Annotated in this window: 15 protein-coding genes; 6 read left to right on the top strand and 9 right to left on the bottom strand. The window is 39.2% G+C overall.

The genetic code is table 11. The features are described from left to right. Positions 1-6: 6 nt before the first annotated feature. Complete coding sequence (tpx, locus tag K8P03_RS06820) at positions 7-507, bottom strand: thiol peroxidase (RefSeq protein WP_223419694.1); 501 nt, start codon at positions 505-507, stop codon at positions 7-9. A 278-nt stretch (positions 508-785) separates the two neighbouring features. On the opposite strand from tpx, the gene rpsL reads away from it, so the two are divergent. The 4 genes from rpsL to tuf all read left to right on the top strand — a co-directional run bounded on the left by rpsL (position 786) and on the right by tuf (position 5,083). Further along, the gene (gene rpsL / locus K8P03_RS06825; protein WP_004828284.1) at positions 786-1,193 is read left to right on the top strand and encodes a 30S ribosomal protein S12; all 408 of its coding nucleotides are present in this window, start codon (positions 786-788) and stop codon (positions 1,191-1,193) included. A 118-nt stretch (positions 1,194-1,311) separates the two neighbouring features. Continuing rightward, on the top strand, positions 1,312-1,782 hold the full coding sequence (gene rpsG, locus K8P03_RS06830; protein WP_223419696.1) for a 30S ribosomal protein S7: 471 nt from the start codon (positions 1,312-1,314) through the stop codon (positions 1,780-1,782). Between the two features lie 12 nt (positions 1,783-1,794). Continuing rightward, positions 1,795-3,867 carry an elongation factor G gene (gene fusA, locus K8P03_RS06835; RefSeq protein ID WP_223419698.1) on the top strand — a complete coding sequence of 691 codons (2,073 nt, stop codon included), beginning with the start codon at positions 1,795-1,797 and terminating at the stop codon, positions 3,865-3,867. A 19-nt stretch (positions 3,868-3,886) separates the two neighbouring features. After that, entirely contained in the window at positions 3,887-5,083 is a 1,197-nt protein-coding gene (gene tuf, locus K8P03_RS06840; protein ID WP_223419701.1) for an elongation factor Tu, read from the top strand. Between the two features lie 771 nt (positions 5,084-5,854). On the opposite strand, the gene K8P03_RS06845 is transcribed toward tuf, so the two are convergent. Both K8P03_RS06845 and hcp read right to left on the bottom strand, forming a co-directional pair. After that, complete coding sequence (locus K8P03_RS06845; RefSeq protein ID WP_223419704.1) at positions 5,855-6,496, bottom strand: Crp/Fnr family transcriptional regulator; 642 nt, start codon at positions 6,494-6,496, stop codon at positions 5,855-5,857. A 73-nt stretch (positions 6,497-6,569) separates the two neighbouring features. After that, complete coding sequence (hcp, locus tag K8P03_RS06850; RefSeq protein ID WP_223419706.1) at positions 6,570-8,186, bottom strand: hydroxylamine reductase; 1,617 nt, start codon at positions 8,184-8,186, stop codon at positions 6,570-6,572. A gap of 176 nt (positions 8,187-8,362) precedes the next feature. Between hcp and K8P03_RS06855 the strand changes: the two genes are divergently transcribed. Together K8P03_RS06855 and K8P03_RS06860 are read left to right on the top strand one after the other, a co-directional pair. Continuing rightward, entirely contained in the window at positions 8,363-9,268 is a 906-nt protein-coding gene (locus K8P03_RS06855) for a succinylglutamate desuccinylase/aspartoacylase family protein (RefSeq protein WP_223419709.1), read from the top strand. Further along, positions 9,252-10,547, top strand: coding sequence for an MATE family efflux transporter (locus K8P03_RS06860; protein ID WP_223419712.1), 1,296 nt, complete (start codon positions 9,252-9,254; stop codon positions 10,545-10,547). Before K8P03_RS06855 ends, K8P03_RS06860 begins: the two co-directional genes overlap by 17 nt. A 50-nt stretch (positions 10,548-10,597) precedes the next feature. On the opposite strand, the gene K8P03_RS06865 is transcribed toward K8P03_RS06860, so the two are convergent. Genes K8P03_RS06865 through K8P03_RS06890 form a run of 6 tightly spaced genes read right to left on the bottom strand, consistent with a single transcriptional unit; the run spans position 10,598 to position 16,245 of the window. Next, positions 10,598-11,344: an ABC transporter ATP-binding protein gene (locus K8P03_RS06865; protein ID WP_223419714.1), complete on the bottom strand. Its 747-nt coding sequence runs from the start codon at positions 11,342-11,344 to the stop codon at positions 10,598-10,600. Then, positions 11,337-12,167, bottom strand: coding sequence for an ATP-binding cassette domain-containing protein (locus tag K8P03_RS06870; RefSeq protein WP_223419717.1), 831 nt, complete (start codon positions 12,165-12,167; stop codon positions 11,337-11,339). The genes K8P03_RS06865 and K8P03_RS06870 overlap by 8 nt, the downstream gene beginning before the upstream one ends. Further along, positions 12,164-13,705 (bottom strand): ABC transporter substrate-binding protein, encoded by a 1,542-nt coding sequence (locus tag K8P03_RS06875; protein ID WP_223419719.1) that lies wholly within the window; start codon positions 13,703-13,705, stop codon positions 12,164-12,166. Before K8P03_RS06875 ends, K8P03_RS06870 begins: the two co-directional genes overlap by 4 nt. Before the next feature lie 9 nt (positions 13,706-13,714). Then, entirely contained in the window at positions 13,715-14,560 is an 846-nt protein-coding gene (locus K8P03_RS06880) for an ABC transporter permease (protein WP_223419722.1), read from the bottom strand. After that, a complete protein-coding gene (locus tag K8P03_RS06885; protein ID WP_223419725.1) occupies positions 14,557-15,489 on the bottom strand; it encodes an ABC transporter permease in 933 nt (310 codons plus the stop codon). Before K8P03_RS06885 ends, K8P03_RS06880 begins: the two co-directional genes overlap by 4 nt. Continuing rightward, positions 15,490-16,245, bottom strand: a complete 756-nt coding sequence (locus K8P03_RS06890; RefSeq protein WP_223419727.1) for a class I SAM-dependent methyltransferase — start codon at positions 16,243-16,245, stop codon at positions 15,490-15,492. Positions 16,246-16,572: the final 327 nt, after the last annotated feature.

The raw sequence follows: 16,572 nt of genomic DNA on the forward strand, positions 1-16,572 counted from the left end.
AAATTTCTAAACTAATTTCTTAACTGCTTCTAGGGCAGCGTCGAAGTTTACTTCGTTGGTTACTTCTGGAACGTATTCTACGTATTGAACTGTTCCTTCTTTGTCGATTACAACGATTCCTCTTGTAAGAAGTTTTAATTCATCGATTAAAAAGCCGTATTTTTCGCCGAATTCCCTGTTTTTGTAGTCTGAAACTGTGATTGTGTTTCCTATTTCATAAGCATCGCAGAATCTTTTTTGAGCAAATGGTAGGTCAAGAGTGATATTTACTATAGCAACGTCATCTGAAAGTTCGCTTGCTTCCTTGTTAAATCTTTTTGCTTGGAAGGCACAAACGCTAGTGTCAAGTGATGGGGCACCTGAGATTACAACTACTTTTCCCTTTAGATCATCAAGATTGAAATCTGATAGGTCGTTTTTGCTAGCTGTAAAATTTGGGGCCTTGTCACCAACTTTTACTTCTTTTCCTAATAAGTTTACTTTGTTTCCTGCAAATGTAATATTCATAAATTATATCTCCTTTAAAAAAACATTTAACACTAATATTATACCCAATATATCTTGATATAAATATTATTTTGCTAATTTTTATAAAAAATATTGGGCGGTAAAAATTATTTAAAAATTAATATCATTAATGAAATTATTTGTTTTTATCACCTAGATTGAGAAATATTCATAGAAATAAGTAAATTACTTGACAAAGGGGCAGAAGCCGTGTAAAATATTTAAGGATTGGCAGAAGTTTGCCAATTTATTAAATTTTAAAGAATAGGAGGTGCATTATGCCAACAATTAATCAACTTGTTAGAAAAGGTAGAAAAAGCGAAAAATCTAAATCAGATACACCAGCTTTAGGTTATAACTACAACACTCTTAAGAGTAGAATAACACCTAACCAATCACCACAAAAACGTGGAGTTTGTACATCTGTTAGAACAGTTACACCTAAAAAGCCAAACTCAGCTCTAAGAAAGATCGCGAGAGTCAGACTTACAAATGGTGCTGAAGTGCTTTCATACATTCCAGGAATTGGACACAACCTACAAGAACACAGTGTTGTACTAATTAGAGGTGGTAGGGTAAAGGACCTTCCAGGTGTTAGATACCATATCATCAGAGGTACACTTGATACTGCAGGTGTTGATGGAAGAAAACAAGGTAGATCTAAATACGGAGCAAAAAGAGGCTAGTAATTAGTTGAAAATAAGTGCATAATGTGCCTATTAAAATAAAGGTATATGTGCACACTTAACGGCTATGACCGAGTACTCAAGATATTACACATAATTGGTAAAGGAGGGAAGAAAAGTGTCAAGAAAAGGACATATACCAAAAAGAGAGGTAATGCCTGATGCCAAGTATAACGATAGAGTGGTAACAAAGCTTATCAACAATGTTATGCTTGACGGCAAAAAAGGCCTTGCTACAAAAATAGTTTATGAAGCTTTTGATATAGTACAAGAAACCAAAGGCGAAGACGCTATTGAAGTTTTCCACCAAGCAATGGAAAACATAATGCCAACTCTAGAAGTTAAGGCAAGAAGAATCGGTGGTGCAAACTACCAAGTACCAATGGAAGTTAGACCAGAAAGAAGACAAACACTAGCCCTAAGATGGTTAGTAAACTTCGCTCGTCAAAGAGGCGAAAAAACTATGGTTGAAAGACTTTCTAAAGAAATTATCGATGCATCAAACAATGCGGGTGCCGCAGTAAGAAGAAAAGAAGAGATGCATAGGGCAGCAGAAGCTAATAAGGCTTTCGCGCACTTTAGATATTAGTTAGGGGGATAGATGCCTAGACAGGTTGCACTTAAAGATACCAGAAATATAGGAATTATGGCCCACATAGACGCAGGTAAAACTACCTGTACAGAAAGAATCCTATACTACACTGGTAAAATTTATAAAATCGGAGATACCCACGATGGAACAGCAGTAATGGATTCCATGGAACAAGAAAAAGAACGTGGTATCACAATAGGATCTGCTGCAACAACAGCATTTTGGAAAAACCATAGAATTAATATTATCGATACACCAGGCCACGTTGACTTTACTGTAGAGGTTGAAAGATCTCTAAGAGTACTAGACTCAGCTGTAGCCCTATTCGATGCTAAAAGTGGTGTAGAACCACAATCAGAAACTGTTTGGAGACAAGCTGACAAATACAACATCCCAAGAATTTGTTTTATCAACAAAATGGATGCTACAGGTGCAGACTTCTTCATGGCAGTAGATACAATTAAAGATAAATTAAAAGCAAACGCAGTTCCACTTGAAATTCCAATAGGAGCTGAACAAAGCTTTGAAGGTGCTGTAGACCTTGTAACTATGCAAGCAGTAACATATTCATCTGAAGACCTTGGAGCACATCCAAAATATTCTGAAATCCCAGCTGAACTAAAAGATCAAGCTGAAGAATATAGAAACAACCTTCTTGAAGAATTATCAGAAGTTGATGATACAATCATGATGAAATACCTTGAAGGTGAAGAAGTTACAGAAGAAGAAATCAAATCAGCTATCAGAAAAGCAACTATAGCACAAAAAATATTCCCATGTTTACTAGGTTCTGCCTACAAAAACAAGGGAGTTCAACCACTACTAGATGCAATTATAGATTACATGCCAAGCCCAGTAGATGTACCAGCTATAGAGGGTGTTGACCCTAAAGACCCAGATGTTGTAATCGAAAGACATCCAGGAGATGATGAGCCAACAGCAGCCCTAGCATTCAAAGTAGTAACTGACCCATATGTAGGTAAGTTAATCTACGTTAGAATTTACTCAGGTACAATCGAATCTGGTTCATATATCTACAATGCCACAAAAGGCAAGAGAGAAAGAGTTGGACGTATCATGCAAATGCACTCTAATAAGCAAGAAGAAATCGAAAAAGGATACGCTGGAGATATCGTTGCTCTATTAGGTCTTAAAGATACAACAACAGGTGATTCCCTATGTGACCAAGATAATCAAATTATCCTAGAACAAATGGAATTCCCAGATCCAGTAATCTCAGTAGCAATCGAACCAAAAACAAGAGCATCCCAAGATAAGATGATCATCGGTCTTCAAAAACTTGCTGAAGAAGATCCAACCTTCCAAACAAGATCAGATGAAGAAACAGGTCAAACAATTATCTCAGGAATGGGCGAGCTTCACCTTGAAATCATCGTAGACAGACTACTAAGAGAATTCAAAGTAGAAGCAAACATTGGTAACCCACAAGTTGCTTACAGAGAATCAATTACTAAAGAAGCTGAAGCTCAAGGTAAGTTTGTAAGACAATCAGGTGGTTCTGGACAATACGGTGATGTTATGCTTAAGGTTGAACCAGGCGAAGAAGGATCAGGAATCACATTCGAATCCAAAATCGTTGGTGGTGCAGTACCAAAAGAATACATCAGACCAGTTGAAGAAGGTGTTAAGGAAGCTGCAGCAGCAGGTGTACTTGGCGGTTACCCAATGGTAGACGTTCATGTAACCCTATTCGACGGATCTTACCACGAAGTCGACTCATCAGAAGTAGCCTTCCACGTAGCAGGTTCAATCGGATTCAAGAACGCTGTACAAAAAGCAGGCCCAGTCCTACTAGAACCAATCGAAAAAGTTGAAATTACAACTCCAGACGAGTATCTTGGAGATGTAATGGGTGACGTATCATCAAGAAGAGGAAAGATAGACGGTATGAATCCAAAAGACGGTATCCACGTACTAGACGCATTCATTCCATTATCTGAAATGTTCGGATACGCAACAGACCTAAGAAGTAAGACTCAAGGTAGAGCAACATACTCAATGAGCTTTGACCATTACGCAGAAGTTCCAGCATCTGTAAGAGATGAAGTAATTAACAAATAATTAATATAGGAGAGAAAAAATGAGCAAACAAACATTTGAAAGAAGCAAACCACATATTAATATTGGTACCATCGGCCACGTAGACCACGGTAAAACAACAACAACAGCAGCAATCACACAAGCCCTAAACAAAAAATACGGCACAGGTGAATACATCGACTACGAACACATCGATAAAGCTCCAGAAGAAAGAGAACGTGGAATCACAATCAACACATCTGTAGTAGAATACGAAACACAAAAAAGACACTACGCACACATCGACGCTCCAGGCCACGCTGACTACGTTAAAAACATGATCACAGGTGCAGCACAAATGGACGGCGCAATCATCGTAGTATCTGCAGCAGACGGTCCAATGCCACAAACAAGAGAACACATCCTACTAGCAAGACAGGTAGGTATACCAAAAATCGCAGTATTCTTAAACAAAGAAGACCAAGTAGATGACCCAGAACTAATCGAACTAGTAGAAATGGAAGTAAGAGACCTACTAAACGAATACGACTTCGACGGCGACAACTGCCCAGTAGTAGTAGGATCAGCATTAAAATCACTAGAAGAAGGTGGAGAAGGTCCATGGTCAGACAAAATCCTAGAACTAATGGACGCCGTAGATGAATACTTCGACATCCCAGAAAGAGACAACGACCAACCATTCCTAATGCCAGTAGAAGACGTAATGACAATCTCAGGACGTGGAACAGTAGCAACAGGAAGAGTAGAAAAAGGAACCCTAAAAGTAGGCGACACAGTAGAAATCGTAGGCCTAACAGAAAAGACATCTCAAGCAGTAGTAACAGGTGTAGAAATGTTCCACAAACAACTAGAACAAGCTGAATCAGGCGACAACGTAGGAGTTCTTTTAAGAGGCGTTCAAAGAAACGAAATCTCAAGAGGACAAGTACTAGCAAAACCAGGTTCAGTACACCCACACACAGAATTCGAAGGTCAAGTATACGTACTAACCAAAGAAGAAGGTGGACGTCATACTCCATTCTTCTCAGGCTACAGACCACAATTCTTCTTCAGAACAACAGATGTTACAGGTGACATCCAACTAGAAGACGGAGTAGAAATGGTAATGCCAGGAGACAACGCAACATTCAAGATCACACTTCAAAAGCCAATCGCCCTAGAAGAAGGACTAAGATTCGCTGTACGTGAAGGTGGTAGAACAGTAGCATCAGGAGTTGTTTCTAAAATCGTTAAGTAATTAAATTTACTTGATTTTACAAATAATAAATCAAAAAGACAAGCTAATTGAGGCTTGTCTTTTTTTGCGGGAAAATATTTTTGGAAAATATTTTATAAAAGTATTTAATTTATAATTTATTTTTGTATTTTAAAGAATTATTCTTTTTACAGTTGAATCTTCGTATCAAGGGGGAGGCCCAAGGACCCTTCCGCATGGGTCCTCATAGGCCGGAAACCCGTTTGCTTCGCAAACTCCTTCGTGCTCCCGCACTATGTTTCCGGCATAAACGCCCCAAATCAAGGGGCGTTTATGTCCCCCTTAAACCCCTCTCGGCTACACCCCCGAGCGGCTCCTTAAGCGGAGGGCGGATAATGAAGCTTGCCTTTCGGCAAGCTTTTTTGGGTAGAGAGTAATACTTTGTAATAGTTGATTAATCTCCCCACAGATTTCTAATATTCAAGCCCCTAAAAACTGATAACTCGCTATCGCTCAAACAATCAGTTTTCTTAACGGGGCTTTCTATTAGAAATCTTTACTAGGTAAAGACGAGAAATGGTCTCAAGGTTCTGATTATTTATAGGCTCGTTTGGCTTTGCCAAACATTGCTAGATAAGTTTTACTATTTTATATCTGCAAAATAAATTTTCTCAACAGTTTTCCGAACATAGTCCACGTCCCAACCGAAGGCAAGCCCGCCGGCTCGTGGAGATAGGGACCTCCTACGCACACTGAAAAGCAGGCTCTTGTCATACATTCGGCTTTATTTCAAACAACAATCACTAGCAAAAACTAAAACTGAATACCTTCCCTATCCAAAATTTCAATATAATCTCCACCGGCTTTTATTATTCCTTCATCTGCCATTTTTGATAACTCTCTTGATAGGCTGGGCCTTGTGGTGGAGAGGTAGTCGGCTAGGTCTTCTCTTTTCATTGTGAGGTTGATTTTGCCGTCTTTTTCGTTTTCTAGTAGGTATTTACCTATTTTTTGTCTAAGGCTTGCTTGGGAGGTGATTTGGTTTTTCTTTGATAGGGCCAGGCACTTTTTGGATAAAAATTTTATATAGGACCTTAAAAAGTTTTCTGGGCATGGTACTTCAAAGATTTTTCTAAAATCTTTTATTATAAGGATTTTAGAGTCTCTTGCGCATTCGCAGTCAAAGTCAAAGGGCTCGCCCAAGTAGGCGTAGACTTCGCCAAAAAGTGTTGGTTTATTGAAGTTTTGGAAGATAAACCTCTTGCCATTTGAATCTATCTGGTAGACATTAAGGCTGCCTTCTATTAAATAAAATAAGTCAGATCCAGTGTCGCCTGTCCTAAAAATATACTCGCCTTTGGAGTAGTTTTTTTCTATAAATTCTGTCTTAGACTTGATAAGGTCAAGATCTTGGTCTGTCAAGTTTTTAAAAATTTGTAAATTTCTTAAATCCATTTCTCCTCACTTTCTTAAGGTTATTATACTTTTTTATCCAAAGAAAAACCGACACTTTGTGCCGGTAAATCTTTTAGCCTATCATTTTTTCTAGGTCTTCTTCTACTGTAGTGTTTGGAGCAATATTGAAGTTTTCTACCAAAAAGTCCACAACAGTTGGGCTTAAAAAGGCAGGAAGAGTAGGTCCTAGATGGATATTTTTAACTCCTAGGGAAAGTAGGGCAAGGAGGACTATTACAGCCTTTTGTTCATACCAGGCTATGTTGTATTCGATTGGCAAATCATTTACATCGTCAAGGCCAAAGGCGTCTTTTAGGGCAAGGGCGATTTGGACAAGTGAATAAGAATCGTTACATTGTCCTGCATCTAGGACTCTTGGAATGCCATTTATATCACCAAGACCCAATTTGTTGTAGCGGTATTTTGCACAGCCTGCTGTAAGGATTACTGTGTCCTTAGGAAGAGATTGTGCGAAGTCTGTGTAATAGTTTCTCTTAGAGCTTCTACCGTCACAGCCTGCCATTACTACAAATTTTCTGATATTTCCATCATTTACTTCCTTAATAACCTTATCTGCAAGGGCAAGTACTTGATTGTGGGCAAAACCGCCTACTACCTTGATGTCTTCGATATTTTCTGGAGCTTGACATTTTTTAGCCATTTCAATTATTGCTGAGAAGTCCTTGTATCCATTTTCATCAGCTTCTATGTGATTTGCACCCGGGAAACCTGCGTTAGATGTTGTAAACATCCTATCTAAGTAGGTGTTATCCTTCTTTGGTGGGACAATGCAGTTGGTTGTCATAAGGATTGGGCCATTGAATTTCTCAAATTCTTCGTTTTGCTTCCACCAAGCATTGCCGTAGTTGCCGTGGAAATTGTCGTATTTCTTAAATTCTGGGTAATAATTTGCTGGAAGCATCTCAGAGTGGGTGTAGACATCAACTCCTGTTCCTTGGGTCTGTTCAAGGAGCATCTTCATGTCATGAAGGTCGTGGCCTGAAATTAGGATTCCAGGATTTTTACCTGCAGAAAAGTCTACTTCTGTGATTTCTGGGTTGCCGTAAGTTTCGGTATTGGCCTTATCTAATAGGGCCATTGCCTTTACACCGTGCTCGCCAGTTTTTATTACAAGATTGATTAAATCGTTAATTTCCTTATCGTTTTTTGTTGTTTCAGAAAGTGCCTTTGCAATAAAACTGTCGACCTCTTCATCCCTATATCCAAGGACATTGGCGTGGTGGTTGTAAGCTGCCATACCCTTTAGGCCGTAGGTTACAAGCTCAACAAGAGATCTTTGGTCTTCATTTATTATATTTAAAACTCCAACCTCGATAGCCTTTCTCTTTAATTCCTCATCGTCATATGAAAGATATTTTTCTACATCAGAAAGACCTTCTGTACCGATTTTGCCCATGATTTTTTCCTTAAAGGCCATGGTTTTCTTGATGGCATCTAGGATTGCACTTTCATCAAAATTTGCATTGGTAATTGTGATGAAAAGATTATTTGAAATCCTATCGTAGACTTTCTCACAAGCCTTGCCTTTTTTTACAACTAATCCTGCAAGTCCCTTTGTTGTGTAGATTAAAAGATCTTGGAGATTTGCCACATCTTCGTTTTTACCGCATACACCGACTTTGGTGCATCCTTTATTTCCTGCTGTTTCTTGACATTGATAACAAAACATATCTATACCTCTTTCTTTTCTTAATTCTTTAACTTATGTTTCTATTATAAAGAAAGATTTTTAAAATTTCTGTAACTAATGTTACGAAATATGAAATTTTAAAAGTTTTTCTCAACTGATAATCGTTATTAATAATAGTACAATATTTATATAATTATATAGATAAGGAGAATGGGATGATTAGAGAGATTAGTATTGAGATTAAGGGATTTGATCCTGTTTTGGCCTATGAAGTTAAGGGGCAGAGTAAAGGTCCTTGTTTGGTCGTTATTTCTGGTGTCCATGGGGCTGAATATGTTGGACCTAGGGCCTTGATGGATTTTGTTGAGAAAATAAAAAATAAGGGCTTTGATCTTAAGGGGAGGCTTCTTATTATTCCTGTCCTTAATGAGTCGGGTTTTTATGGAGGTTTCAAGCAGGTTGTAGCAGAAGATGGCCTGAATTTAAACAGGATTTTTCCTGCAAGTGGAGATTCTAAGGCACATCTACTTGCAAAAATGGTTGAAGAAAAACTTTATCCAGAGGCTGATTTTCTTCTTGATTTCCATGGGGGAGATATAAACGAAGAGATGGAGCCCCTTGTATTTTTCTCGGCCTATGCAGAGGGAAATCAAAAAAAGATGATCGATAAGGTAATAGGTAATTTATCAACCACCTATCTTGTTCCTTCACAGGCCAAAAACGGCCTTTATTCCTATGCCAACACCCTTGGAATTCCAAGCCTTCTTTTAGAAAGGGGAGGAATGGGCCTTTGGACCTATAGAGAAGCGAACTTTGTTATCTTAAATATTTTTCAAACCATGAAGGCTCTTGGCATGATAAGCCTTGATGTCAAAAGTGGAAGTCCCAAGATGATAAAAGATCCGGTTTATCTTTCATCTCCAAGTAGGGGAGTCTGGTATCCGCTCTTTAAAGCCGGAGAATTTTTCAAAAAAGGCGACGAGCTTGGGATTTTGAAAGACCTTAGGGGAAATATTATAGAAAAATATAAGGCAGCCTACGATGGAGTTCTACTATATCAAAATATAGGCCTTGGAGTGAGCGAAGGAGACCACTTGATTGCCTATGGAAAAATATCATAAGTCCTACCTGACCTTGGGGATCCCCCTTGGTCTTGAATCATTTTTCTTAGTATTAATAAATGCGGTCAATCAAATTTTGGTATCGTCTTTGGGTAAGGAGGTCATAGCAGCTGTTGCAATTATTTCCCAACCTAGGATGATTGTCTATGCCTTTGCTAGGTCCATTTCCTACAGCCTATCCATTATGATTTCAAAGGAAATTGACGAGGATGAGGAGATTTTCCCGGCCTTTATCCTGCCTGCCTTTATCTTTATGGGCTTTATTTTGACCCTCATGTTTATCTTTATAAGACCCATCCTAATTTTTGCAGGGGCAGGGGAAGACTACCTGGGTCTTGCCATCACCTACGCCAGGTGGAACATTGGTTTCATCCTCTTTTACTCCTTTACAACCATTGGCCAGTCAGTTTTGATTTCAAAGGGTCACGGGACCTTTATTTTGCTATCAAATATTATTTCGTCCTTGATAAATATTGGCCTTTGCTATTGTTTGATCCACGGGATTTTTGTAAAAGACCCTATGGGAATTGTGGGACTCGGCCTAGGTGGCCTTGTTTCAAGCATAATTAATTTTATCTTGACCCTAATTTTCCTTTTGGCTAAGGGCTATTTGGTTCTTAGGGATTTGAAATTATTCCCGTCAATAAGCTTATTTGAGAAATTTAAGAAGGAATTTAACGGCATATTTTTAGAACAAATATCTGAAAGGCTAGGAATGTTCCTTTATGCTAAGTTTGCGGCCTCTCTTGGCACTGCCCAATTTGCAGCCCATTCAATCGGCATGAACATTGGCGATATGTACTGGGCCTTCGCCCAAGGCATGTCTAAGGCCTCTATGACACTTTCTAGCGAACTTTTTGCTAGGAAGAAAGCTCGTGACTTTAGGTCCTTGTTTAAATTTGCAAGCTGGGTAAATTTTGCCCTTTCAAGCCTAGTTGCCATAGGATTTTACTTTTTTGGAGCAAAACTTGTTGGGATTTACACCAAGGACCCGGATGTCTTTGGCCTAACCATGCTTTTAATTCCCTTTACAGCCCTGGTTTCCTTTCCTGAAGGCCAAGCCATGATTGGATCTTCAAGCCTTAGGGCCATCGGCAGGGCCAAGATTGTTGCCCTTTTGTATTTTATAATAACAAGCCTCATCCGTCCTTTTGCAACCCTGGGCCTTATTGGACTTTTTGGATATTTGGGGCCAATCATTGCCCTTTTTATAGACCAGGTCCTAAAGGCTTTTACAACTAATTTTTTCTTAATCAGAGATAAAAACCTTAGAAAATAGACAATACAAAAGACTTCCTTGGTGGGGAAGTCTTTTTTAGTAAGTATAACTTATCTTAATTCAAACAATAACTTTGTATAAGGGTGGGAGATTTGCTCTTCAATATTTTCCGTATCTAGCCTTTCGACTATGGACCCTTTTTGTATAACCAGGAGTTTATCGCAAAATAGGGTCGATAGGGCGTAGTTGTGGCTGATGAATAGGATAGACATGTCAAACTCTTTCTTAAGGTCTAAGAGTAGATTAATGATGTTTGAGGCCACACTGGTATCAAGGCTCGATGTAGCCTCGTCACAGATTAATAATTTTGGCCTTATGGTAAGGGCTCTGGCTATGGATGCCCTCTGGCACTCGCCACCGCTTAAGTCTCTTGGCCTTGAATAATAGGCCATGTTAGGATCAAGACCAACTCTTTTTAGGATTTTCATTGTATTAGCCTTGGCCTCTTCCATGCTTATGCCTAAGAGGGTTTTTTGCCCCCTGTCAATAGTTGGGCCAATGGTCATTTTTGGGTCAAAAGATCCAGTCGAATCCTGGTAAATCATTTGGATATTTTTATATATTTCTCTTCTACTTATTGATTTCTTTGGGTAAAGGGACTTGCCTAAGAGGGTCATTTCGCCCTTGTTTGGAGATGTTATCCCTGTTATTACCTTGGCTATGGTTGATTTGCCTGAGCCAGATTCTCCCAAAAGTCCAAGGATTTGTCCCTTTTCGATTGTAAAATTTATATCTTTTAATATTTGATTTTTACCATAACTTTGGTAGATATTTTCTAATTTTATTATCTCATTCATAAAGGATCCTTAGGGGAGCTACATAGTGGTCTGGCTTAGGATTTGCCAGGTATTTTTCAAGATCAGTGTAATCAAAATCCTTGTAAGTTATAGCTGAAACAAGGTTTTGGCCAAGCTTTGGCACAGCACTGATCAAGGACCTGGTGAAAGGATGGATGGGCTCATTCATAATTATCTTAGCATCAGCAGCTTCTATGAGTCTGCCGTGAAAAAGAACCATAACCCTGTCACAAACCTTGTTTATAACTCCTATATCGTGGCTAACAAGGAGGGTTGAAATCCCTTCGTTTTTCATCTTTACAATTTCTTCTAGGGTGTGTTTTTTGGTGTGTGTATCAAGGGCTGATGTTGGTTCGTCAGCAATGATAAAACCAGGTTTCAAAAAACAAGCAAGGCCAATAGAAATCCTTTGGAGCATGCCCCCGCTCATCTCATATGGATAAGAATTTAGGATATGGCCCACATCGTCAAAGGCAAGGAAATGCAAGATTTCCTTGGCCCTTGCTAGGATTTCCTCCTTACTCATTGAGGTTTTGCTCCTCGCCATAAAATAAAAATGTGTTTTTATCTTGCTGGTTGGGTTAAAGGAAGAATAGGGATTTTGAAAAACTAGACCGTAGTCAGTCGATTTTGTAATCTCTCCATTAACCTTAAAACCCTCTTCCTTATGGCCCCAAAGAGATTTTAGGACAGTGGATTTTCCCGAGCCTGATTCTCCAACCAGGCCCAGGATTTCGCCCTCTCGGAGGGTAAAAGAGAGGTCGTGAACAACTTCCTTGTCCCCATAAGAAGCGCAAAGCTTATTTACATTAAGTAGGGTCATTTTTCTATGTCAGTATCGACACTTATGATTCTGTACTCAAATGGGCTTACTTCAAAGTTTTTAACATAAGATTGGGCAGCAAGGTCAACCTTTACATTGCCGATAAAGTAGTGCATCCTGTCAGCTAGGGCTGTTTTTAGGATTTCTTTTGAAAGTTCATTTCTCTTATCTTCGTCAAATTCAGATTTCATTTGTTTTAATAATTCATCTACTTTTTCGTTCTTGTAGCTGTTGTAATTTGCGGCTCCTTCGCTGCCAAATACAGCGTTTAGGTATTCGTATGGATCTCCAACTCTTAGAGTAACAACACCATACATACCAAGGTCATAGTCGCCAGAATTTACGTATTTAGAGTTTTCATCTTGAACTGCTTGTACATTCCAGCCTGCCTTTGTAAATTGAGATTGTAGTTGGGTAGCAATCTTTGGAATGTTTAGTCTTTCGTAGAATTTCATTGTGTAAGCTTTTTCAGAATCTGGTTTAGTTTTTTCTGCTAATTCTTTTGATTTTTCAAGGTCGAATGTATCTACATCATCCTTGCCAATAGCAAATGGAAGTTCTGGAGCAAATGGACTGTAGACAATTTTGATACCGCCTTTTAGGAGGTCATCAGCGATTTCTTCTCTGTCGATTGCCTTAAATAGACCTTCTCTAACTTCTGGGTTTGAAACAGCTGTGTCTTTTACATAGATTAGGTAAACTCTTGAGCTTGGAGTTCTAACTACTTGGTAATTATCGTCAGCTTCGAGTTTGTCTGCTGTTTCTGTATCTACTTGGGCAATGTCAATTTCTTTTGATTCTAGGGCAAGACCTAGGGTTGTTGATTCGCTAACAAGTTTGTTTACGATTTTGTCTAGTTTTGGAGTGCCGTTCCAATAATTTTCGTTTTTAACTAGGGTAATTTCGTTTTCTGGTTTAAATTCAGATATTTGGTAAGGGCCTGTACAAATTGGGCTAGCATCGAAATCTTTTGTATCGTCAACGTCACAGATTATAAAGTGTGGATCAACAAGAGAGTTTAGGGCCTTGCCGTTTGCTTCCTTGGTTTTGATGGTAATCTTATTGCCATCGGCAGTAAATTCTGTGCCTTCCATGCTGGCTGCTTCTGGGTTTTCAGCTATAGTTCTTTGAAGACTCTTAATTACAGCTTCGCCGGTTACGTCCTTGCCGTTTGAGAATTTTAAGCCGTCTTTAAGGGTGATTTCCCAAGTGGTTGGGTCTATATTTTTGTAGTCTTCTACAAGTTTGCCCCTAAGGCTATAGTCATCTGCAAGGTCAAAAAGTGTTTCACCAACGCCTAGTTTTACAAGTTCCCAACCGTTCCAATCCTTGTGTGGGTCACAAGAAGCATAAACATATGAAGAACCAATTGTTAGGACTTTTTCTTGGCCAGAGTCTTTATTTTCTGCTTGCTCTGTTGTCTCTGTGCCTTCTTTAGCATCCTTATTTTCCTCGGCTGGCTTGTTAGAAGAGCAAGCTGAGAGTAAAACTGCGAGTGCTAAGAGTGATGTTAAACCGAATTTCTTTAAAAATTTCATATCTTCCTCCTATTTTTTAGAAAATTCTTTCTTATATTTGTCGCCCATAAAGTTGAAAAATGCAGAACAGAAAACAAGAAACAAGCTTGGAAAAACAAGGGTCCAAGGGGCGGTTTGAATGTATCTAATATTTTCTGAAATCATTGATCCCCATTCTGCTTGGGGTAGGGCAGAGCCCAGGCCTAAGAATGATAGGCCAGCAAGGGAGACCATCATGGTTGCTATGTGTAGGGAAATAGTCACTATCAAAATATCCATCATATTTGGGAGGATATGGAAAAATATGATTCTCATATCGGATTCTCCAGAGATTTTTGATGAGATAACGTAGAGCTTTTCCTTATCAACCATGACAAAGGACCTTACTATACGTGCGTAGTTGGTCCAGCCCAAACAAAGGAGGGCCAAAGACGCATTTTTTATTCCACCTCCCATGGCGCCTGCGATGAAGATCGCAAGCAAGAGGGAGGGAAATGCCATAAAAATGTCTGTAACTCTCATAAGAATTACATCCAAAAAGCCACCGTAGTAGCCTGCAAAGAGCCCGAGGCTAGTGCCTATGAGGCTTGATAAAATAACTAGGATAATAGCTGGCAAAAGTGATGTCTTAAAACCAACTAGGACCCTTGATAATACACATCTGCCGTAGGCATCCGTGCCAAAGGGATAGGCCCTTGATGGAGGGCTTAGGGCAATCTTTGGCATGGTCTCGTTTGGGAGATTTGGCGCAAGCTTATCTCCTAACAAGGCCAGAAAGCTAAGTAAAATTATTGAGAAAATCAAGATATAGAGGGTTTTGGATTTTTTCCTTTCCTTGATTTTAGATTTTTCTACTACTAGGTTTTCGAGTTTCATCCTAAATCAACCCTCCTATCTATAACTTTGTGCAAGATGTCTGCCAGCATATTAAATATGAAGTATATAAGGGCACTTAGGAAAACAAAGGCTTGGATGGTTGGGTAGTCCCTAAAGAGGATGGAATCCATAATCAAAGATCCTAGACCCGGCCAAACAAAGAGGCGTTCTACAATAGTGACCCCTCCACAAAAATATGCGAAGGACATGGCCATGAGGTTTAAAACCAGGCCCGCACAATTTTTAAAAACGCTATTTATAATTATATATCTTTTCTTAAAGTCTCTGGCTTCAAAGGACTGGACATATTGGCTCTTATATTCTTCCATCATGGCCGAGCGGATTTGCCTGGTGTACTTGCCAATCAAAGGAAGGGCAAGGCAGAGGGCAGGAAGGACCCAACCATTTGGGTTGCCCCTGGAAATAACCGGAAACCACTTAAGCTTGACTGCAAATATGATTAGAAGAATGACGCCATAAACAAAGGTCGGGATAGAAGCCAGGATAAAGCTTAGGGTGTCTAGAAATTTATCTAGGGCCGTGTCCTTAAAAAATATACAAGTAATCGAGGCCGCCAGGGCAAAGATAAAAGTCAACAAAAATGCCGGGACGGCAAGATAAAGACTTTGGGGAAGTGCTCCCTTAATCTTATCGGCAACTGGCCTATCGTCCATGTAGGATGTGCCCATATCGCCCTTGAGGAAATTTCCCAGCCAATTTTTGTACTGGATGAGGACCGGTTCATTTAAGCCCTTCTCCTCTCTGGCTTTTTCCAAAACGTCCTCTGGGGGCACTGGTTTGTGCCTGGCTATGTAGTACATCTCCACCGGATCGCCCTCAGCAAGGAAACTTGCTCCAAAGGCCAAAAACGAAATGGTAAAGAGGACAAAAATAGCCTGGCCAATTTTTTTAACAAAATATTTTATCAATCAATCATCCCCCTTCTTACAAACTATTATAAAGGAAGGAGAAGACCTGTAGGCTATTTGAAAGGACTCGTCATAGACAAGTGGGTCAATATTTTCCTTGATTTCGATAGATTCAAAACCAAGCTTATCTAAAATAGCCAGGTCAAAATCTGGCCTTTTTACATAGGTCATTGGCATATCCTTGGCGAGGTTTTCGCATTGGTCTGCCTCTTCAAAGGAAACCCTCATATCATAGCCGGAATTTATCCCTTCCTTGAGGTTTTTTGCGGCAAGTTTGGAATAATTTTCGCACCAAACATAGGAATACCAAGCAGCATCTACAATTATTAGCTTTCCTCCCTTTTTAAGGTAGGATTTCCAAAGCTTGTAGGTTGTAGAAGGGTAGGATAACATCCAGGTGAGGTTTCTTGATAAAATGTAATCAAAAGACTCATTTTCAAATGAATTTTCTTCGCAATCACCCTCTACAAATTGAACTTGGCCCTCAAAATCTTTGAGATTTTTCCTTGCCATTTCTAGCATTTTCTCCGACTTATCAAAGGCGGTTACACTCGCACCTTTTTCAGCCATAATAAGGGAAAATAAACCAGGTCCACAACCTAAGTCCAAGACCTTTTTGCCAGTCAAATCCCTTGGCAGGTAGGAAGAAAAAAGCTCGGCCCAGTCATCCTTGTGACCGTGGTCGATTTCCTCCAGGACCCCGTCGTCATAAGTTTTGGCCCTATTTTGCCAATACTTATCTAAAGTAAGATTCATAATTCCTCCAATAAAAAAGGGGCATCCTATTTTCCCATAGAAAATAAGACACCCTTCATGAATGTCGATAAATCAATGACTCAAGGCTAGGTCTACCTTCTTGGTAAGTCCTTCATGGATTTAACCCTTGGCCTTTCATCTGTACCAATATTACTAAAAAAATGAAATTTTGTCAAATCATTTGCATCTAGATTTTTTGATAAAAACAATAATTTCCCCTACTTTTTAGTATAAAAAAACATCTTGTGATTCAAATCACAGACAAGAAAGCTTTTTCTGGTTAAAATAGGGGCAGATAAGAAAAAACTTCGGTTTTTAATATATATT

Source organism: Anaerococcus murdochii (assembly GCF_019957155.1).
GTDB classification, from domain to species: Bacteria; Bacillota; Clostridia; order Tissierellales; family Peptoniphilaceae; genus Anaerococcus; species Anaerococcus murdochii.